The following is an 18,529-nucleotide window of genomic DNA, read 5'->3' on the forward strand; positions in this document are numbered from 1 at the left end:
AAATGTTGGGCTTCTCCTATTTCACCGATTAAGTTATACGTAACTGTTCGACTGCCTTTAATTGCTTCACTCATAACTGGGCAAACTCCTGTGCATCTACCACCATGAAACCGCCAGTGTTGTTGCCTTTTAAAATCACTCCGTTGATGGAGTGTTGGCAGTTCAATTTCTCACAAGCATTGTCTATGGCGAGCTGCTGAGTCTCGTGCTCACCAAGTTCTAGGTTCATCACTTCGCCGTTGTCGTTTTTTACTACGCCACCGCCACTGTTTAGATACGCTGCTATGAATCTCATGCGCTTGCCTCCAAATCAGTTTCAGCTGCTTCACGGGCTTCGATGATCAATTCAGTAAGTTGAGATTCAATAGCAAGAAGTTGTTCCAGTGCATCTTCGTCTTCTAGGCCTATTGTCGTTCTTGGTAGGCAACCATCTGGCCTATTAGGATCTTGATAGTTTGTTTCTACATGATCAGCGGAAAAACTGATGTTATTAACGTGACCAGAAAAATGAGTGAAGATATAAATCACATCCGTATTCGCCATCGCCAGTACATTTATCTCATTCACTATTGCTAAGACTTCACTGCTTGGGGTAACACCGCTGAGTAACTGCTGTTTTTGGGTAAGGGCTGCCGCGGGTAACGTTTGATGGTTATTGGTAGTAGTGGTTAAAACTTCCATATTTAGTTCTCCTACTGTTGGAAGAGTGAGCGAAAAAAAGCCCCTATTCGATTAGGAATACAGCAGGGGCAAACTATCGCTGGCTAAGGGATGGCGTTACGACCAACGCTCGCTAATACGAATGGCCTTGGCGTCGATGTCGTCTATCTGTTTTTGAAGCAATACGGCTTCACGTGGTGTTTGGGTAATCTTGATTTTGTTGGAAAGCGTTTGGCGCTCAGTTCGTAAGTGTTTCAGCTGAGACTCTTTCAAATTCGCTTTCACATTTGCAAGGCGTGTTAGCCCTTCGCTTTTCTGCTGTGCGTTCAAACTAAAGTGCGGTAAATCTGGGCATGGTGCGTGAATAATGGCGGCAACTGACATGGTGCGTTCCTTCTTATTAGGCTTATAAACCGGGTAGTGACATACCGCTTCCCAACACGTCGGTGCCAATTTGTATTAATGGCTGCAGTGCGGTGTTGCGGTTTTCGAGCTCTGAAACTAAAAGCACTAGGTTGCCGATCGCCAATTGAGCCAAGGCGATGGTTCTGCGCTTTTTGCTGCGTGGGGCGCGTGGTTGTTTACTCAGCTCTAAGGCTTTTTCGCTCATCTTCCCTGCGAGAATGTTGTTTTCTAGAACGCGCTCTATGGTGGTTATGTTGCAATCGCCCGTTGGTATTTGCGCAATCACTACGCCTGCATCGCCAACGAGGGTATTTAAAATGGTGTAGTCGTTTGAAGCCTTGCACAGCAGCGCCATGTCTAAGGCACTTAAAATGTGTGGCTGCTCTGGGTTGAGCTTGTTACGCAGCATCGTCCCGCTTTTTATTCCTACCTCTTTTGCTAACGCTTCCATGTTGTGGTTGATTGCGAAATCGCAACATACAGCGTTGAAAGATTGCTGTTTGCGTTCACGTAGTTCGCACATGGCGATTTGATCACCCATGTTTGATACTCCTATAGCAATGGAGGAACGATAATGACGACTAAGGCAAACAAATGTAGCCAAAGTGGGCAGTACGTTTTGGTTGGAATAAAAGAAGACAAGCGCATGATTAACCTAGAACTTCTAGCGCTTCACGAGCTGCAATTTCATTCATTGCCACCATGTTGATCATTGGCTTTTCACGAGGTTTGTCTTTCTTTTTGATGATGACTTTGCCGGAATCGACCTGATCACGAAGGGTTGTGTACTTAATGCCTGTTAGCTCCATGTACTTGTCGTACGTAACAAAAGGCGCTTCTGACGGTTGGGAATGAATTAACATAGTGGTATCCTTTCATATGTTGTGCGTACTGGCTTTGGTCGGCATCGTTCGCACTTCGTTTACTTGATAACCAGATAATAGATCGTTAATTGACTTTCGTAAATAGTCAATTAACTATTTATGTGAACTTTGCGTGGTTTTTATATATGAAAAATAAGGTCATAAAGTCATACGACTACCTTAAAGGGTCTGATTTTACTAAGAAATTAAAGGCTGTAACTGGAAGCGATGATTTTCTCGATCTCGGAAAGTTACTTGACGTCCCAAAGACCACGTTCAGTACTTGGAACACCCACGATAGAACGTCACACGAGTTGATGGTGCGCCTGCATCTGCGTTTAGGCATCCCCATTGCTGAACTGGCTTTGAGTGAAGAAGAGCGTCAAAACCTCCCCAATACACCTACGCCCCAAGCGGCTGATGTTGCGGTTAATGAGTTTTTGTCAGACCTAACGGACGAGAACCCGCAGCACCAAACGGTGATTCTGAACAGTTTCTGTTTAACCAATGGCAAGTTGATTGATACAGGTAAAGTGCCCTACGCACTTCGCCGTATGAACAGCTTCAACTTAAAGGTTGAGCACACAATAGAAGTAGAAACCAACGAAGCGGTTTACCTATTAGATAAGAGCACCACCGACGCAGTGAGTGGCGACTATTTGATTGATGTAGATGGCAGGCTTTCTATAAACCAAATTCAGCGGTTACCAGGTAGAAAACTGGCCGTGGCATTTGGCGACAGCACGCTAGAAGTAGCAGAGCACGATATCAAGGTTATTGGCCGCGTGGCCGTGACTTCAAGGAAAGGTTAGTCATACGCAATGAAAAAAATGCTGCAAGACTTCGATAGAATACATACTAAAAAGGCAGTCAAAAGATCCATAAGAAAAACAATTGTCTTTGAAGGTTCAGGTGACGCTACTTTTGGCCATAGATCATTTCAAACTCTATTTGGAAAACCAATATTAGATGTACCAATCACGCTGGATTTTGTTAAAACCAGGATGGATGACCGATTAACTGAATTTTTAGGAGATTTAGAATTCCTGTTTAGCCACTACCCTCATATCTATCTATCCTTTGAGCGGACAAAAGAAGTCAGACTACCTATGTTACTGACTATTTATGCCATTCAGGATAAGTATAATGGGAAGATATCTACAATTTGGTCTAAAGAATCTAAATTTGTAAACTGGTCCATTATCGACTCTGGTTCATTTGCTCCGGCTAAGCTTCGCACAGCAACTTTGTTTGACAATGAACATTCATTTATTCCGGTTATTAGCGGTAGTAATGAACAGTTTTTAGACTTATCAGATGATCTAGTTGATGCTATCCGTGATAAATATTACAAAGGCTGTATGCCAGCAAATATCGAATCACGTATCTCACAGGCTATTATCGAAACCTTAGAAAATGTTGGCAGACACGCATATCCAGATGAACCACTAGACGAAAATCAAAAATGGTGGCTAATTTGTTCTCTATCTGCACCAGGCAAAGATGACGAACGCTTAATGTATTTAGCAATTTATGATTCAGGAAGAGGAATCCCATTATCCTTTCCTGATAGTAAAGTTTTTCAAAATCGAGTAAAGATTAACTATCCTGAAGAATTTGATCAGCTGGTGCACGGTGAACAAGTTGATCAGTCAAAGAGTGGTACGATAACTAAGCTTGTAAGAAATATGAAAACTCTTATCACACCTTTACGTGATACTATAGGTGATTCTGGTTTAATTCATGCCTCGATGATGCACGATATGACTCGCCTCGATGACGATAATCATGGCCAAGGAAGTGTATCGATTAAAGATGTTGTAACTGATGACCCTCACAGTAACCTCATCATTTTAAGCAATAAAGGGTGCTACCAATATAATAAAGGTAGCGAGAAAGAGCATATGAGGTTTGAATTACAGAATGAACTCTCAGGCACATTAGTACAATGGAGTATTAAATTAGATGAACTCTGTTAAAACCATATTAGTCACTACTGATTTTCACCCTAGACCAAAAGGGCGATACAAGGATGACGCTCCCGGTTGTGAACTCACAGCTGGAGAAGTTTTTCGAGAAAATGTACTCGTAAAAGCACTAAATGAAAATGACACTGTTATCGTCGATTTAACAGGATATAACCGCTATGGTCGATCGTTTTTAGATGAAGCGTTTGGTGGGCTTATCTCTCGCGGAAAATTCACGAAAGCACAGTTAGACGATAAACTAACAGTCAAACATGATACGGTTCAGAACTTTGTTAACACTATCAACGAGCGTATTCTAGCTGCTGAGAAGAAGCGTACTGCCAATGGGTAATGGATTTGTTTTTGAGTGGGTATTCATCAGTTGGATTCTCACTCTTTTCATTCACCACCACAATATTAAACGAACATCCATTACCACTATTAAAGATGATTTGGTTAACTTATTAACTGAGCTTTCTGAATTCAAATGGCTAGACATCAGTGACACGCCGCACTATCAGCAAGAGCGCTATAACGCAAAATTTTCCAGAGTATCTTGGAAGCTTAAGCAATTAAACAAGTTAGCCTCGAAGGAACTACTGGATGAGGCGAAGCTGAACCCTCTTTACGACTTTGATATTGAATCATATACAGACAAACCTACCAGTAATATCAATAAGTTGACTAGCAAGAAAAACAAAGCAGCTTTAAAACATGAGCTACAGGAAAGCTGTGATCAGATTATCGATGAACTAGAACAAAACCACTTTAAGAAGATAATGTCTTCAAAGCTCTATATTTTTTGGTCAGCCCGCCACTCTATGTTTGGCATCTTCATCGGCTTTTCCGTAGTCTACATGTTTATCGAAATCATGAGCTTTTATTATAGCTAGTAACAACCTCCCCTCTAACACTTGTGATGATATGATTTCTAACGCCTATATTGGCACTCTCGCTACTCACAATATTTTCTAACCTAAGCTCTCATAAGTCGTTCACTTTACTTGAGTTACGCCTATCGCTCTAGCAGGATAGTGATGCATAGTTGAAATACTCTAGTAGTCACTATGCCAATTTTATATTTGCTACCTGAGGAGTAATGTATGAAGTTTTCTGGGAAGTCGGTTAGGTCATTAACCAAGCTTATCCAAATAGCAGGCTCTGCCGTTAAGGTTAGGCTTGCAATCAATCTATCAAATATTCCAACAGATCTCTTATGCCAGTTGGGTTTCGATGAAACCCCTAATGTTGGTGACTATTTAATCCCTTCTGTATTGGGGAAATTTACACATTTTAACGTTAATGGCGAAATTAAAATAAGAAAAGACCTACCTTTAGAACCGGAATCAATTATGTTTTACGGTTCATCAAGAGACTGGCACGGTGGCATTCATTCTGGGATTAGAACTAGAACGATGAAGAAGTACCCGCGAGAAAACATTCCAGCGCCTTCTGAAACTTTCGAGATAATTGAAATGAATGGGGAGTCATTTTTATCTACAGCTGAATTAAAATTAGACAACGGTGATGACTCACGAAGTATCCATATTACCAATATGATGCTTGAATGCTTTTCCGAGTTTGAAATATATGATGTAGATAAAGGCGAAGTAATTGGTCCAAAATTAAAACGATTACAGTGGGATATTTTACCTCCAGGCGAAAGCCCATGGGCTCAAGCTATGCCGATAATCTTAAAAAGAACTGAACATCTTGAAGAAAAAGATAGGAAAGTTATAGAGTATAGAATGAAAACTATCTCGAGAAAGAATCCCGATTTTTTAGCTACAGGTCGTGCAGGATTTAATGGTTATTTTGTATATGGATTTAAAGACCAAGATGTTTATGTTTTAGAAAGTATGGAGCTAGATAATGCTACTTACGTATTTAACAGTGAATGGGAAAAAATATCACAATTAACTAAGAGCGCTATAATTAATAGTGATTTGCCACATAAGCGAATAATTCATAATAAAAGATGGAATTTTTCAGTAGGCCAAGCAATCTCTGGAATATAAATACATTACTTGTATTAAGTATATAAACAGTTAACAAAAGCACTGAACATCGGTGCTTTTTTGTTCCCAAAACACAACTTCAAACATTGCTCGTAGTTTTCACTCAACTTATACTGTTTTTATATCCAGTATAAGTTGAATATTTATGTCTATTCGCAACCTAAAAGACGGAACTAAGAAACCATGGCTTTGTGAGTGTTACCCACAAGGCCGCGGTGGTAAGCGCGTTCGTAAACGCTTCGCCACAAAGGGGGAAGCCACCACCTACGAGAAGTTTCTGTTTAAGGAGTTAGACGACAAACCTTGGCTTGGTGAAAAATCTGATCACCGTAGGTTAAGCGAACTGATTAATTTGTGGTTCACACTGTATGGCAATTCACTCGTTAGGGGCGGAGAAATGCTTAGCCGCTTTTCACATATTGTTGACTCACTCGGCAACCCACTAGCCGTCAACTTAACTGCTAAAGATTATTCTGCTTATCGCGCCAAGCGTCTTTCAGGTGAAATCAAATACAAATCAGGAATGAACACTATTCGTGAAAAAGTGGGCCATGCTACGGTTAATTCTGAGCTTTCCCGATTAAAGGGGGTATTTAACAAACTTAAGGAGTTTGGTGAATGGCCCCACCCTAACCCGCTTGAATCTGTTAAGCCGCTAAAAACAGGCGAAAGTGAAATGGGTTTCCTGACCAGCGAACAAATGGAACAATTGCTAATCGATGTGGCTGCAAACAAAAACCCAGACATGCTAAAGATTGTGCGGTTGTGTTTGTCTACTGGCGCTCGTTGGGGTGAAGCTGAAGGCCTTCGCGGTGCAAACTTGTCTAAGTTTAAAGTGACGTTCGTGAATACGAAAACAGGCAAGAACCGTTCTGTTCCAATCACTGAGGCGCTTTATGAAGAAATCTACAAGCCTACCTCAGGCCCACTGTTTAAGCCTTGCTATAGAGCGTTTATGCGCCAAATTAAGCAACGTGCGCCAATTGAAGTTCCAAAGGGGCAAGCCTCGCATGTGCTTCGCCATACCTTCGCTAGCCACTTTATGATGAATGGCGGCAATATTCTTGTTCTACGCGACATTTTAGGCCATGCCGATATCAAGATGACAATGCGTTATGCCCACTTCACACCAGAACATTTGACCGAGGCGCTTTCAAAAAACCCTATCGCCACTTTAAAAAAGTAACGCAAGTGCCGCCACTTTGTCGCCATTCGCATTCTACAGGCAATAAAAAAGGTTGGAATAACCAACCTTAATGCATTTAATAACAATAACTTAAGTTATCAAGCAATACTTTAGTGAACTGGCGCATCACTCTTCGCGTAAAACTGGCCAAAATGAGCTTCAAGGATCTCTGGCGTTAGCTTACCTTCTTCTTCTAATTTCTTAAGCTCAGCAACCACGGCTTTTTGCTCATCAAGTGAAGGTAATGTTACTTCAGGCTCGTCTGCCGATTGCTGAGACATTTGCTCCAGCTCTTTTTCAAAATCACTCATTATATCTACCTACCAATTTTTCTTACAAAACAGTTCATACCAAAAATACGGTTTAAACCAAAATTAGAATCTCTGTTGAGGAGTGTAACGATTTCACTCATTTTATTCTAGCCTCAACAATAACTCGTGCTCAAACTGACTATTTTCTCATCAATAGCATTCATCAATCATCATTTTTGGAATATGGCGCCGATTTTTCGTTGCACAAGCTCTTGGAACGCGCTCAATCACCCCCATAATGTAATCATCTGATTGTTAACAACTTCTCATCGGTTATTTTTACGTCAAATATGGCTGATCAGAGCAATGTTAATGGAACTAATTCTATTTTTGGCTCACTAATTGAAAAATTAGGAGAAATATACCGATGACTATATTAGCCGTACAACAACTTCAAACCTACCTTGAGAGCCAAGTTATTGGTCAATCTAACCTAGTAAAACAGTTGTTAGTTGCGCTCTTAGCCGATGGACATATCTTAGTTGAAGGCCCTCCTGGTCTTGCTAAAACCCGAGCAGTTAAATCACTGGCTGATTGTATCGAAGGCGACTTTCATCGTATCCAGTTCACTCCTGATCTATTACCCGCTGATTTAACGGGCACCGATATCTTTAGGCAGGAAACCGGAGAGTTTAGCTTCCAACCGGGCCCTATTTTCAATTCATTATTATTGGCGGATGAGATTAACCGTGCCCCCGCTAAGGTCCAAGCTGCCATGCTTGAGGCAATGGCAGAGAAACAAATCACGGCCGGTAAGAACACATATAAATTACCAGATCTTTTTTTGGTGATGGCAACACAAAACCCTATCGAACAAGAGGGTACATACCCTCTACCTGAAGCTCAACTCGATCGTTTTTTACTTCACCTAGATGTTAGCTACCCTGATGCTGAAAGCGAGTTAGAAATATTAAGACTCAACCGTGGTGAAGCGAAAGGCGAGCAACCTGTTACACCACCAACTTTATCTCAGTCAGATATCTTTGCCGCTCGACAAGAAGTGCTTAATATCCACATGGCTGACAGTATTGAGCAATACATCATTCGTCTTATCATGGCGACACGTAAAGCAAGCGAATACGATCAAAAACTCGCACAATGGATTGAGTTAGGGGTTAGCCCACGAGCAACAATCGCACTAGACCGATGCGCTCGAGCACACGCTTGGCTAGCCGGTCGTGACTTTGTATCGCCTGAAGATGTCCAAGCAATGGCCTTTCCAGTACTTCGTCACCGTTTACTTCTTTCTTACCAAGCACAGGCAGAGGGCGTTCATCCTAATCAAGTCGTCAACCACCTCCTTTCTTTGGTCGGCAGCGCTTAAACGGTTAGGTGATTATGGACACTCTCTCATCATTACCACCTCATTGTAATGGGGTCACACTGTCGCTTGATGAACTGCTTTATTACAAGCAGCACAGTATTCACTGGTTACCACCAGCGAAAAGCTTATGGACTCAAATATCTGGGCAGCATCAAAGCCGTAAATTAGGCCGAGGGATGGATTTTGCCGAAGTGCGTCAATATCAAGCCGGTGATGATATTCGCAGTATCGATTGGCGCGTAACTGCACGGACAGGCAAAGCACACACCAAACTCTTTACAGAAGAGTGTGAAAAGCCAGTCGTGCTTTACATTGATCTTAGTTCTAGTATGTTTTTTGGCTCGACACTACAGCTAAAATCGGTACAAATGGCGCACATGGCGAGCCTTCTTAGTTGGCTTTGTATTGCCAATAATGATCGTATCGGCGCCATAATCGATACCGGCACAGAGCTTATCGATATTAAGCCAACAGCACGTGACCGTGGTCCGCTCATGTTGCTTCAGCAGATCATTCAGCGTCACAATACCGCGCTCAACGAGGCGACAACCACACCTAAGGAAACGAATCACTCTATGCAAAAAGGGTTTCAAGCTCTACATCGCTTGTGCCCCAAAGGGAGTGAAATAATTCTATTAAGTGATTTCGTTCGTTTAGAAGACCCAAGTGATCCATTGATTAAACGTTTACGTCAGCACAACTTAGTTCGGATGGTTCACTTTTCTGACCCATTAGAATATGGGGACACAAATTTCCGTGGAACTGAACAAGTTTCAAGTCAACACAAATCGCAGTGGGTTGACTTCTCCTCTCGTAAAACACGCGCAAGCATTGAACGAGAATACAATCACCACCTGAACGCAATAAAACAAAGCTGCCAGTCTCTAGGGATTTCATTTACTTCTATCTCTAGTAATCAACCATTATTACAACAACTATCTGGACAACACTAAATGAAGGATTCATCTAGCTCAGCCCTACTGGCTCTTAACGATTTAAAACTGCCATCACTACCTTCATGGTTTCCATTGGCGTGGGGATGGTGGGCGTCGGCTCTCGCTGTTATTTTTACATTGGTTCTGATCGTTGCACTTTTCAAGTGGAATAAAAGACGCTTAGCGCCTAAACAAACCGCCTTGAAATTACTAAAGCAAGGGCAAACAGTTGAGACGCCTTCTGCGGCTATTGAGCTTGTCCGTCAAGCGGCACTTTGTTACTTCCCTCGTGAGCATATCGCCCACCTCACTGGGCGTGATTGGTACGTGTTCTTAGACTCTCAGTTAGATAATCCGATGTTCTTACATCACTCTAAACAGTGGCAAAAAGCACTCTACCAAAAAGATGCAGTGGAAGAGCCTCATCTATTGGTCGAACAATGCTATCAATGGGTAGATGAAGCGTTGCCTCCAAAACGAGGACGCAAGCTTGGCTAATATCGAGTTTGTGTGGTGGTGGGCAGTATTCCTATTACCACTTCCTTTGATCATTTATCGATTGCTTCCACCGGTAAAGGTGGCAGCGCCGATACACTTGCCTTTTTTACCCAATTCACTAGGGAAAAACGCACCAAAGAAAACACTGCTGCGTGTACTCGCCATAATAACTTGGGTATTACTTGTCATCGCGCTAACTCGTCCAGTTTGGTATGGGGAACCTATCACTCACCAACCGGAACATCGTGACTTAATGCTGGTGGTCGATCTTTCTGGCTCCATGACGCAGAAAGACATGAAACAAGGCGATGAATATATTGACCGTTTAACTGCGGTAAAAAATGTACTGACTGAATTTATTGAAAAACGAGCGGGAGACCGCGTTGGATTGGTTGTCTACGCAGACCACGCTTATCTACAGACTCCGTTAACACTCGACAGGCACACGGTATCCGAGCAACTTAATCAAACCGTTCTTGGGCTCATTGGTTCTCAAACGGCGATTGGTGATGGGATTGCTGTGGCAACCAAAACCTTTGTCGATAGTGATGCACCTCAACGTGTCATGATATTGCTCAGTGATGGCGGAAATAATGCAGGTGTGCTTGACCCTATGGAAGCCGCTGAGATTGCAAAGAAGTTCGATACTACTATCTATACCGTGGGAGTTGGTGCGGGAGAAATGGTCGTTAAAGAATTTTTTATGACTCGTAAAGTGAACACGGCGCATGATCTTGATGAAGCAACATTGCAAAACATTGCCAATCTTACCGGTGGCGAATATTTCCGAGCGCGAGACAGCCATGACCTAGCGGCAATTTACGATACGATCAATAAACTAGAGCCGATTAGTGAAGCAGTTCAAACGTGGCGACCTCAAACGGAATGGTTTGATTTACCACTCGCGATAGCCCTATTGCTTTCCAGCATAATTATTATGCTAAGGAGAGGTTTTGTCTGATTTCACATTCCTATATCCATTTTGGCTGATAGCAATAATTCCAACCATCGGGTTGATTATATGGCTTAAAAAAAGTACTCACCAAGCTTCACTTATCGCTCCGCATTTGGCCAAAGCAATTGGCCTTGATGCAAAGCCTCGCAAGCGCAGTGTTATCTACTTCATTGGCATTGGTCAAATTTGCACGATCATTGCTTTAGCAGGGCCAAGTTTTTATTCTTCAGAGAGACCGGTTTACAGTAATTCCGGTGGTCGAATTGTCGTGATGGATATGTCTTTGTCGATGTACGCTACCGATATTAAGCCCAATCGCCTAACTCAAGCTCGTTACAAAGTGACGGATTTGCTCAATTTATGGAATGAAGGTAGCACAGGCTTAGTCGCTTATGCAGGCGATGCATATACGGTGAGTCCAATGACAACCGATAGCCAAACACTGCTTAATCTATTACCCAACTTGTCTCCTGATATTATGCCCTACCCTGGGGCCGATGCCGCCGCTGGAGTCGCGTTAGCAATTGAAATGATGCAGAACGCAGGGTTAGATCAGGGCGACATCATTCTCGTTGCCGATGATATTGATAACGATGAAAAGCAAGCAATAAGCAAGATGCTAAGAGACACTCAATGGAAGCTCAGCATCTTATCTGTCGCGACTCCCTCAGGATCACCTATACGTCTAAATGATGGTGCTCTACTAAGAGATGACAATGGTACGACCGTTATCGCTCAATCCAACTTCTCAAATATGAAAGCACTGATACGCAGTGTCGATGGGGTATTTACTTCTATTCATGCAGACAGCCGCGATATAGATGCAATTAATACGTTCACAAGCCGAGTGGAGGCAAGCTCTTCACTACAAAATCAGCAACTTGAAGAGCGTGTAAACAGTGGTTACTGGTTACTTCCGTTACTTATTGTTCCTATAAGCCTGCTATTTAGGCGTGGCGTCATCTTTAGTATCGCAGTATTAGGGCTCTCTTTGGTTCAGCCAAATGTTGTTCATGCAAGCCCATGGAAAACATCAGACCAACAAGCAATAGATCTCTATGAAGCCAAAGAGTACCAACAGGCGGCCGAAACCTTTTCCGATGGAGAATGGAAAGGCGTTGCACAGTATAAAGCAGGTGAATTTGAAGGAGCTATTAACAGCTTTAAAATGCTAGAAGGCGACCAAGCTCTGTACAATTTAGCCAATGCTCAAGCTCAAAATGGCGACTTTGAACAAGCGATTGATAACTATAATCAACTCATCAATAATGGTAAGTTCGTTGACGAAGCGCGTGAAAATATCGAAGTAGTCAAACGGGCTCAACAGCAACAAAAACAAGACCAGCAGGACCAATCAAATTCGGATGAAGATAGCCAATCAGACAAGAGCGACTCAAGCTCAAACGATGGGTCTGATTCAAGCCAACCTTCGCAGCCCAACACGGATCCTGAGAATAGCGGTGAGCAGTCTGACAATCAGCAAAACAACGATTCTGAAGGTAATAACTCAGACAGTAGCGATGGCGAAAACAACAGTGACGGTCAAGACACACCAGAGCAGAACAATGCAAAAGCGAATGATGACAACGAACAGAACGATCAATCTTCTCAAGCTAACAGCCCTGAGACATCTAAGGAAAATAACGACCAGAATGAACAACAGGCTAATCCCTCTGAAGCAACAGCTGCTCACCAAGACAATCAACAACAAGTTGACCCTGACATTCGTAAGTTAGAACAGGTTGAAAGCGCGCGCGATCCAAGCCGACTGCTTCAAGCGCAAATGATATTACAAGCTAAGCAAAAGCAACCTCCTCAAAATTCTGGTAAAAAGTGGTGAAGATGCAATCTATCCTATCTCGTTACTCATCAATATTGGCAGTGCTCTTACTGCTTTTCGTTAGCTCATACAGCTTTGCTGCAAACAATCCAGCAGGTGCTTCTGCCAGTGTCAGTAAAAATAGGGTCGCTAAAAGCGAAGTCTTCCAACTTAGGATCGTTGTTAATCAAAAAGTATCACAAGATGACATTGACCTAAGCGTCCTTGAGAAAGACTTTTTCATGAGCCGCCCTAGTTTTGGTACATCGATTAACATCATCAATGGTGATCGCAATAATCGGAGCGAATGGAACGTATCATTAGCTTCTCAAAAATTGGGTACCCTTACGATTCCCAGTTTCACTGTGGCAGGTGTAAAAACGCAACCCATCAGCATTAATGTCCGTATGGATGAAAACCAACCCAAAGCTTCAGACTTGGTTGAGTTAAGATCTCGGTTATCAACAACATCTCTCTACCCTAAAGAGAGTGCAATATTGGATTTTCGTCTTATCATCAAGGCAGATCCAAGACGCTTGCAAAATGCCCAAATCGTTCAGCCAATCATTGAAGGGATGAGCATTGAGCTCGAAGGAGAACCTAACCAATATCAAACGATTAAAGATGGTGTTGAAGTGACTATCGTTGATCAAAAGTATCGTATCGATGCGCTGAAAAGTGGAGAATTCACACTCACCGCACCTGCGTTTACTGGCACTGTTATTTATGGTGACAATCGATATGGAACAACAAGTATGATCACCGCAGACACAGCAGCTGAGCAGTTTAAACTGACGGTTCATCCTAAACCTGCAAACTACTCAGGTACTTGGCTTCCAACCAAGAACTTGGCCTTCAATCAGCAGTGGTTAAATCAAGACGGTCAGCCTGTCAGCGATGCAAATTCACATAATATGCAAGTGGGCGATGCACTCACTCGAATTGTTACATTGCAGATTGAAGGTTTAAATCCAAATCAACTCCCCAATCTTGCCATTAACTATCCTACTGCGTTTAGAGTCTATGATGAGAAGCCGCAATTTTCTCAAAACAATAATGGCGACACCATCATGACATTGAAGCAAGTTCTGATACCTCAGCAAGTCGGTGAACAAACACTATCTGAAGTGAGCATCAACTGGTGGGATAGCCGTAATAAACAACAGAAAACGTCGTTATTGAAAGGGCTAGATGTTGTTGTTACTGAAGCCACTGGAATGAACAACACTCAAATCATTTCTCCTATCGCTCCTCCAACTCAAACCGTCAATGTCGTCTATGACCGAGGTATTTGGCCTTACTTAACCGCTCTATTTGCAGCGCTATGGTTAATATCGACGATGTACATAGTACGCTCTAGGCACGCTTTGAAAAATAGAGTGCATGAGAATAGCGCCGAGCCCCAAGAAGACAGCTCTACCCTCACAAAGCTTAAGGTGGCACTCAAACAGCAAGATGTTATTAAGAGTCAGCTTTACCTGTCAATGTGGCAAACCGAGCACGCCCCTCTATCAGAACAAGAAGAGAAGCTAATTCAGCAATACAATGAGAAGCTTGGTTCTAAATACAATACAACCAGCGGGGCTACTCCCTCAAAAAGCGATGATAAAGAACTTTTAAAGCTGATGAAAAACGTAGAAAAAAGAAAGCCATCAACTGATGACATTCTAAACAAGCTGTAATCTTCAGCCACAAACCTGATTCAAATAATGATTTATTGGTATGTTCGGCCGTTATGCTTTAGCCAACCATGAGCATGACGGCCGTTCGGATCTCGGTGAGTCCAATGGATGACACCACCTTTGTTATTCCATTCATACTCGCCAAAGAACTTAACCGTATCACCACGCCTTAGATTTTTTATTTTCGGCGCTAGATCGATATTATGGGCAACCAAAATCGTTTGCCCGCTATTCAATTTCAAAATGAATTTTTGGTGCCGTGACCCTTCATTATCATCTGGTAATAATCGAATAACATCACCACTTCCCTGAACCTGTAAATCACTTTGATTTATCTCGTAAGCTTTCGCTAATAGTGCATCATCTCCTTTCGTTGGAAATGTAATAAGCAAAAGAATCATAGATAACGCTACGAATATCCTTTTCATACTTGTCCTTACCAATCTGGTTTTGAAGCACTCACGTTACTTACAGAGTTTTAGCCACTCCGCTCTGGTCATTCTATACAAACAATGGCGCTCGAGTTCATGCCCGTCAGGTAGCTTGGGGTGGTTAAAGTCAGTATTTACGTTTGTCATCCCTACTTTAGACATAACCCGTTGTGATGGCACATTGGTAAGCGTAGTAAAAGCATACACTGAAGCTTCATTTAACGTTTCAAATGCATACTCCAATGCTTGCCGTGCCGCCTCAGGTGCATAGCCTTTACCCCAATGATCCGAAGATAATCTCCAACCAATCTCAACAAAGGGTGCGTGCGGTATTCCGCTGTTTTCATCTTGACTATGTAAACCGACAAACCCAATAAATTCACCTGAAGACTTCAATTCAACTGCCCAAAAACCCCAGCCTCTTTCAGTAATCAAACCTCGTATCCGATCGGCTTGCTCATCACTCTCTTGCTTTGAGAGCACAGAAGGAAAATACTTCATGACACGTGAATCCGCATTTAATTGTGCATAATGTTGAAAGTCCTCTTCATGCCACTGACGAAGAATCAATCTTTCAGTTTCCATATAACTCCCTAATTACCGGTCAAATAATGCCTTACTCACAAGCTACAAATTTAGCTCATAACACTGTTCGGTAAGATCTACGCCCCATAATAAGTGCGTACGCTCTTGGGTCAGTTCAAATCCATGATTCAAATATAGATGCCTAGCGGAATCTAGCCCCTTTGCTGTCCACAGCACGATTTTCGTGTATTCACTCTCTCGACAAAACTGCAGCGCTAAACCTATCAATTCACGACCAAGTCCTTTTCCTTGCGCTCTTGGTTGTACCATAAACCACCGCAGCTGTGCTCGCTCTTGAGTAAGCTCGCAAATGCATATTATTCCGACAATACCTTGCTCGTCTTCCACGATCCAAATCTTCTCTCGAGAGCTATCTCTTAAACTAAATTGAGCAAGAGGCTCTGCAACATACGCTTCAAAAGTATGATCATAGCCATCTCGAACTGAATAGAATTCACTGTGCATCAGTATTATTCGGCCTAAGTCCGTTGGCTTTAGCTGATTCCTAATAATCATTCATCTGTACTCTTGAAAAGGTGTTTTTTTATCCTACATGGCCCACTAGTAATTTTCAGTACCTTTATCAATTCATTGAATAATATAGCCTCATTTCCGATCACTCTTCTTCGTCCATAAAAAATGCCAATCAAATACATTGATTGGCATAGCGGTATCTAAATCACGTCAACCTACGCTGGTGTTTGTTGATCCATCGTCCCTACGACACAGTTTCGGCCCTTCTCCTTGGCTTGATATAAGGCTTTATCTGACTCGCCATAGAGAATGTCAAAATTGAACCTATCAGAATCAAACTCCTTCACGGTATAACCAATCGAAACAGTTAACATTTCTTGAGTTGGGCTGGGTATATGGCCAATGCTTTCAGCTTCTATATCTGCTCGAATTTTCTCTGCCAAATCGCATACGTTTTTCTCACTTTTATTCGAAACCAACAGAACAAACTCCTCTCCCCCAATTCGGCAGAAAACCTCATCTTCCAATTGAGTATGGCGTTTTAATATATTGCCGACCCTCATTAGAGCGATATCACCTTCAAGGTGGCCGTAGTGATTGTTGAAAAGACCGAAGTGATCAATATCGAGCAAGATCAATCCATAAAGAGTCTTTGCCCTTTTTTCAGAGATGCATTTACTCTCTAATAAATGCTCTAACATTCGACGGTTACCCAACCGTGTTAAAGGGTCCATTTTTGAAAGAAGATCCAGTTTTTCATTGGCCTCTTCTAGCTGTTTTGTTCGGCTTTTGACTTGCTGTTCAAGACTATCATTAAGCTCATGTATTGCTTGCTGAGCGCGAGTTCTAAGTAATACCTCTGTGAGGTTTGAAGCAAACATTTTGACCACTTCACGAAGCTGTGAGGTTAATGGCGTACGTTTTAGTAAGTTATCTGCTGCTATGAAGGCTATTGGCTCGCCACTATTACTTGTCAGCATGGTCATCGCTGTCCAACCAAAACCGACAATATTAAAGTCATGATAGATGGGAACCGATTCTTCAAAGACCACTTCGTTGGGGCTTGCTTGAGCTAGATTGACGATGGATCGGTCTTGAGTCTCTGAGCGATAGTAAGACTCATCTACGATGTTTCCTTGTATATCAGTTCCCCACGTTCCTTGCATATAGCTGCAATTGGCATCGGTTAGAAACACCGCTAACCTATCAATACCTAATCTATTAATGGCAAACATGACTGCAGATTTACACACTTCACTGGTCTTCATACAACGTGATAGTTCCACCATGCTGGCGTGAAGCATACGAACGTTTTGTTCTTGGCGTTTACGAATATAGATTTGAGATAGGTGCGAGCCAAACGCCTCTAGAGCCTGTTTTTGATAAGTGGTGATGGGCATGCGATTAATATAATTATCGATGGCAATCCAACCAATCGTCTCTGTCCCATCACGTAGTACAAGCATGCCATTCCAACCCTGCCCTACTACTTTCCCTGCGGTGTATAATGGCGCATCTTGAACCAACACAACCGTACGATCCTCATCAAAAAGAACTTCAATATACTCATCTTCTAGCTGATGAAGATCATATTGAGTATGGTGCTCACTGACGGTTTCACCTTTTTCATTAGTACCGTAAGTACCACTAAAACAACGCTTCTTCATATCAAGAAGCATAAATACAGCACGGTCAAAACCCAGATCATTTCTGACGGCTTCAACGGAAAATTTGTAAAGTTCGTCTAAGGTTTCTGGCGTCGACATGTTCATTGCGACTTTCTGAACCAGTTTCATATTGTCGATGAAAGTTTCACGTTGTTTAAGCTCATCAATGTATTTGGCTTCTTTAATATCGCGCAGTTTAAACTCTTGTGAAGCGTCACGCTCTGCACGAAGACATTGCCAACGAGACGCAAGTATTACGAGACAATCAAACTGACTTTGATGATCAAGACCCGTAAATACTGAACCATCGACTCCCTCGACCACAATATAGGTGCGTGTCGAGGGATGACTATCCAGCATAAAGATATAGGATTCACCGCCCATCAGCGTGACTGGGTCCCAGTTGCATGTATTGATGGCTAAAGGTAGGAAACTATCGGAGGTATCAAACTGTGCTGCCCAAGCCCAGAAGCTGCTTGGGTATTGCGAAAAATCAAGGCCTTGATTGTGTGAATGTAACGCTTCTGCCTGTTTCCCAGGTACGGGTTCGTTAACGATGGTCATTGCTTGGGGCTGAAGAATATCATCTAAATATGTGAATAGAATATGTGCCAGATAACGGTGGTTTCTCGCCGACGAAATCTGTTTTAACTGCGCTCTCTGGAACATAATCTAAGCCTTATTTTTTATTTATGCTCCTATTTTCTCGATGTACAACTATGCAATCAATCCAGCATAACCTTCAATGT

22 protein-coding genes are annotated in these 18,529 nt (G+C 42.4%); 12 read left to right on the forward strand and 10 right to left on the reverse strand.

Translation table 11 applies throughout. From position 1 onward, the window contains the following. Positions 1–70: 70 nt before the first annotated feature. The 5 genes from L4D20_RS05455 to L4D20_RS05475 form a co-directional block, all read right to left on the reverse strand. Positions 71–295 carry a hypothetical protein gene (locus L4D20_RS05455; protein WP_428800527.1) on the reverse strand — a complete coding sequence of 75 codons (225 nt, stop codon included), beginning with the start codon at positions 293–295 and terminating at the stop codon, positions 71–73. Next, positions 292–681, reverse strand: a complete 390-nt coding sequence (locus L4D20_RS05460) for a hypothetical protein (protein ID WP_428800528.1) — start codon at positions 679–681, stop codon at positions 292–294. The genes L4D20_RS05455 and L4D20_RS05460 overlap by 4 nt, the downstream gene beginning before the upstream one ends. A gap of 96 nt (positions 682–777) precedes the next feature. Further along, a complete protein-coding gene (locus L4D20_RS05465; RefSeq protein ID WP_428800529.1) occupies positions 778–1,044 on the reverse strand; it encodes a hypothetical protein in 267 nt (88 codons plus the stop codon). A 22-nt stretch (positions 1,045–1,066) separates the two neighbouring features. Continuing rightward, positions 1,067–1,606, reverse strand: coding sequence for a phage regulatory CII family protein (locus L4D20_RS05470; RefSeq protein ID WP_428800530.1), 540 nt, complete (start codon positions 1,604–1,606; stop codon positions 1,067–1,069). Between the two features lie 109 nt (positions 1,607–1,715). Next, complete coding sequence (locus tag L4D20_RS05475; protein WP_428800531.1) at positions 1,716–1,928, reverse strand: hypothetical protein; 213 nt, start codon at positions 1,926–1,928, stop codon at positions 1,716–1,718. 146 nt (positions 1,929–2,074) lie between these two features. On the opposite strand from L4D20_RS05475, the gene L4D20_RS05480 reads away from it, so the two are divergent. The 6 genes from L4D20_RS05480 (at position 2,075) to L4D20_RS05505 (ending at position 7,099) form a co-directional block, all read left to right on the forward strand. Next, complete coding sequence (locus L4D20_RS05480; RefSeq protein WP_428800532.1) at positions 2,075–2,740, forward strand: phage repressor protein CI; 666 nt, start codon at positions 2,075–2,077, stop codon at positions 2,738–2,740. Positions 2,741–2,749: 9 nt separating this feature from the next. Further along, complete coding sequence (locus tag L4D20_RS05485) at positions 2,750–3,907, forward strand: hypothetical protein (RefSeq protein WP_428800533.1); 1,158 nt, start codon at positions 2,750–2,752, stop codon at positions 3,905–3,907. Continuing rightward, a complete protein-coding gene (locus tag L4D20_RS05490; RefSeq protein ID WP_428800534.1) occupies positions 3,894–4,247 on the forward strand; it encodes an STAS-like domain-containing protein in 354 nt (117 codons plus the stop codon). The genes L4D20_RS05485 and L4D20_RS05490 overlap by 14 nt, the downstream gene beginning before the upstream one ends. Continuing rightward, on the forward strand, positions 4,240–4,788 hold the full coding sequence (locus L4D20_RS05495) for a hypothetical protein (protein WP_428800535.1): 549 nt from the start codon (positions 4,240–4,242) through the stop codon (positions 4,786–4,788). Before L4D20_RS05490 ends, L4D20_RS05495 begins: the two co-directional genes overlap by 8 nt. 210 nt (positions 4,789–4,998) lie before the next feature. Further along, the gene (locus tag L4D20_RS05500) at positions 4,999–5,913 is read left to right on the forward strand and encodes a hypothetical protein (protein WP_428800536.1); all 915 of its coding nucleotides are present in this window, start codon (positions 4,999–5,001) and stop codon (positions 5,911–5,913) included. A gap of 145 nt (positions 5,914–6,058) precedes the next feature. Next, positions 6,059–7,099 (forward strand): phage integrase, encoded by a 1,041-nt coding sequence (locus L4D20_RS05505; RefSeq protein ID WP_428800537.1) that lies wholly within the window; start codon positions 6,059–6,061, stop codon positions 7,097–7,099. A 110-nt stretch (positions 7,100–7,209) separates the two neighbouring features. Here the strand turns inward: L4D20_RS05505 and L4D20_RS05510 are convergent, their stop codons facing one another. Continuing rightward, the gene (locus L4D20_RS05510; RefSeq protein WP_428800538.1) at positions 7,210–7,410 is read right to left on the reverse strand and encodes a restriction endonuclease subunit S; all 201 of its coding nucleotides are present in this window, start codon (positions 7,408–7,410) and stop codon (positions 7,210–7,212) included. Between the two features lie 367 nt (positions 7,411–7,777). Between L4D20_RS05510 and L4D20_RS05515 the strand changes: the two genes are divergently transcribed. From L4D20_RS05515 to L4D20_RS05540, 6 genes are read left to right on the forward strand one after another with little or no spacing between them, the layout of a single operon-like run. Further along, on the forward strand, positions 7,778–8,734 hold the full coding sequence (locus L4D20_RS05515; protein ID WP_428800539.1) for an AAA family ATPase: 957 nt from the start codon (positions 7,778–7,780) through the stop codon (positions 8,732–8,734). A gap of 14 nt (positions 8,735–8,748) precedes the next feature. Beyond that, positions 8,749–9,687 carry a DUF58 domain-containing protein gene (locus L4D20_RS05520; RefSeq protein ID WP_428800540.1) on the forward strand — a complete coding sequence of 313 codons (939 nt, stop codon included), beginning with the start codon at positions 8,749–8,751 and terminating at the stop codon, positions 9,685–9,687. Next, complete coding sequence (locus tag L4D20_RS05525; RefSeq protein ID WP_428800541.1) at positions 9,688–10,167, forward strand: DUF4381 domain-containing protein; 480 nt, start codon at positions 9,688–9,690, stop codon at positions 10,165–10,167. Next, positions 10,160–11,128, forward strand: a complete 969-nt coding sequence (locus L4D20_RS05530) for a vWA domain-containing protein (RefSeq protein ID WP_428800542.1) — start codon at positions 10,160–10,162, stop codon at positions 11,126–11,128. Before L4D20_RS05525 ends, L4D20_RS05530 begins: the two co-directional genes overlap by 8 nt. Next, positions 11,121–12,962, forward strand: coding sequence for a VWA domain-containing protein (locus tag L4D20_RS05535; protein WP_428800543.1), 1,842 nt, complete (start codon positions 11,121–11,123; stop codon positions 12,960–12,962). The genes L4D20_RS05530 and L4D20_RS05535 overlap by 8 nt, the downstream gene beginning before the upstream one ends. A 2-nt stretch (positions 12,963–12,964) precedes the next feature. After that, entirely contained in the window at positions 12,965–14,623 is a 1,659-nt protein-coding gene (locus L4D20_RS05540) for a BatD family protein (protein WP_428800544.1), read from the forward strand. A 32-nt stretch (positions 14,624–14,655) separates the two neighbouring features. Here the strand turns inward: L4D20_RS05540 and L4D20_RS05545 are convergent, their stop codons facing one another. The 4 genes from L4D20_RS05545 to L4D20_RS05560 all read right to left on the reverse strand — a co-directional run bounded on the left by L4D20_RS05545 (position 14,656) and on the right by L4D20_RS05560 (position 18,449). Next, the gene (locus L4D20_RS05545; RefSeq protein ID WP_428800767.1) at positions 14,656–15,024 is read right to left on the reverse strand and encodes a DUF3465 domain-containing protein; all 369 of its coding nucleotides are present in this window, start codon (positions 15,022–15,024) and stop codon (positions 14,656–14,658) included. Between the two features lie 63 nt (positions 15,025–15,087). Further along, the gene (locus L4D20_RS05550) at positions 15,088–15,639 is read right to left on the reverse strand and encodes a GNAT family N-acetyltransferase (protein ID WP_428800545.1); all 552 of its coding nucleotides are present in this window, start codon (positions 15,637–15,639) and stop codon (positions 15,088–15,090) included. Between the two features lie 42 nt (positions 15,640–15,681). Then, a complete protein-coding gene (locus L4D20_RS05555) occupies positions 15,682–16,155 on the reverse strand; it encodes a GNAT family N-acetyltransferase (protein WP_428800546.1) in 474 nt (157 codons plus the stop codon). A gap of 173 nt (positions 16,156–16,328) precedes the next feature. Further along, the gene (locus tag L4D20_RS05560; RefSeq protein WP_428800547.1) at positions 16,329–18,449 is read right to left on the reverse strand and encodes a diguanylate cyclase domain-containing protein; all 2,121 of its coding nucleotides are present in this window, start codon (positions 18,447–18,449) and stop codon (positions 16,329–16,331) included. Positions 18,450–18,529: the final 80 nt, after the last annotated feature.

This window comes from Vibrio kyushuensis (assembly GCF_050337325.1).
Classification (GTDB): domain Bacteria; phylum Pseudomonadota; class Gammaproteobacteria; order Enterobacterales; family Vibrionaceae; genus Vibrio; species Vibrio kyushuensis.

Bases quoted from the DNA above. Each gene is read 5' to 3' on its own strand.
- L4D20_RS05455 (WP_428800527.1), bottom strand. From the start codon at position 295: ATGAGATTCATAGCAGCGTATCTAAACAGTGGCGGTGGCGTAGTAAAA.
- L4D20_RS05460 (WP_428800528.1), bottom strand. From the start codon at position 681: ATGGAAGTTTTAACCACTACTACCAATAACCATCAAACGTTACCCGCG.
- L4D20_RS05465 (WP_428800529.1), bottom strand. From the start codon at position 1,044: ATGTCAGTTGCCGCCATTATTCACGCACCATGCCCAGATTTACCGCAC.
- L4D20_RS05470 (WP_428800530.1), bottom strand. From the start codon at position 1,606: ATGGGTGATCAAATCGCCATGTGCGAACTACGTGAACGCAAACAGCAA.
- L4D20_RS05475 (WP_428800531.1), bottom strand. From the start codon at position 1,928: ATGTTAATTCATTCCCAACCGTCAGAAGCGCCTTTTGTTACGTACGAC.
- L4D20_RS05480 (WP_428800532.1), top strand. From the start codon at position 2,075: ATGAAAAATAAGGTCATAAAGTCATACGACTACCTTAAAGGGTCTGAT.
- L4D20_RS05485 (WP_428800533.1), top strand. From the start codon at position 2,750: ATGAAAAAAATGCTGCAAGACTTCGATAGAATACATACTAAAAAGGCA.
- L4D20_RS05490 (WP_428800534.1), top strand. From the start codon at position 3,894: ATGAACTCTGTTAAAACCATATTAGTCACTACTGATTTTCACCCTAGA.
- L4D20_RS05495 (WP_428800535.1), top strand. From the start codon at position 4,240: ATGGGTAATGGATTTGTTTTTGAGTGGGTATTCATCAGTTGGATTCTC.
- L4D20_RS05500 (WP_428800536.1), top strand. From the start codon at position 4,999: ATGAAGTTTTCTGGGAAGTCGGTTAGGTCATTAACCAAGCTTATCCAA.
- L4D20_RS05505 (WP_428800537.1), top strand. From the start codon at position 6,059: ATGTCTATTCGCAACCTAAAAGACGGAACTAAGAAACCATGGCTTTGT.
- L4D20_RS05510 (WP_428800538.1), bottom strand. From the start codon at position 7,410: ATGAGTGATTTTGAAAAAGAGCTGGAGCAAATGTCTCAGCAATCGGCA.
- L4D20_RS05515 (WP_428800539.1), top strand. From the start codon at position 7,778: ATGACTATATTAGCCGTACAACAACTTCAAACCTACCTTGAGAGCCAA.
- L4D20_RS05520 (WP_428800540.1), top strand. From the start codon at position 8,749: ATGGACACTCTCTCATCATTACCACCTCATTGTAATGGGGTCACACTG.
- L4D20_RS05525 (WP_428800541.1), top strand. From the start codon at position 9,688: ATGAAGGATTCATCTAGCTCAGCCCTACTGGCTCTTAACGATTTAAAA.
- L4D20_RS05540 (WP_428800544.1), top strand. From the start codon at position 12,965: ATGCAATCTATCCTATCTCGTTACTCATCAATATTGGCAGTGCTCTTA.
- L4D20_RS05545 (WP_428800767.1), bottom strand. From the start codon at position 15,024: ATGATTCTTTTGCTTATTACATTTCCAACGAAAGGAGATGATGCACTA.
- L4D20_RS05550 (WP_428800545.1), bottom strand. From the start codon at position 15,639: ATGGAAACTGAAAGATTGATTCTTCGTCAGTGGCATGAAGAGGACTTT.
- L4D20_RS05555 (WP_428800546.1), bottom strand. From the start codon at position 16,155: ATGATTATTAGGAATCAGCTAAAGCCAACGGACTTAGGCCGAATAATA.
- L4D20_RS05560 (WP_428800547.1), bottom strand. From the start codon at position 18,449: ATGTTCCAGAGAGCGCAGTTAAAACAGATTTCGTCGGCGAGAAACCAC.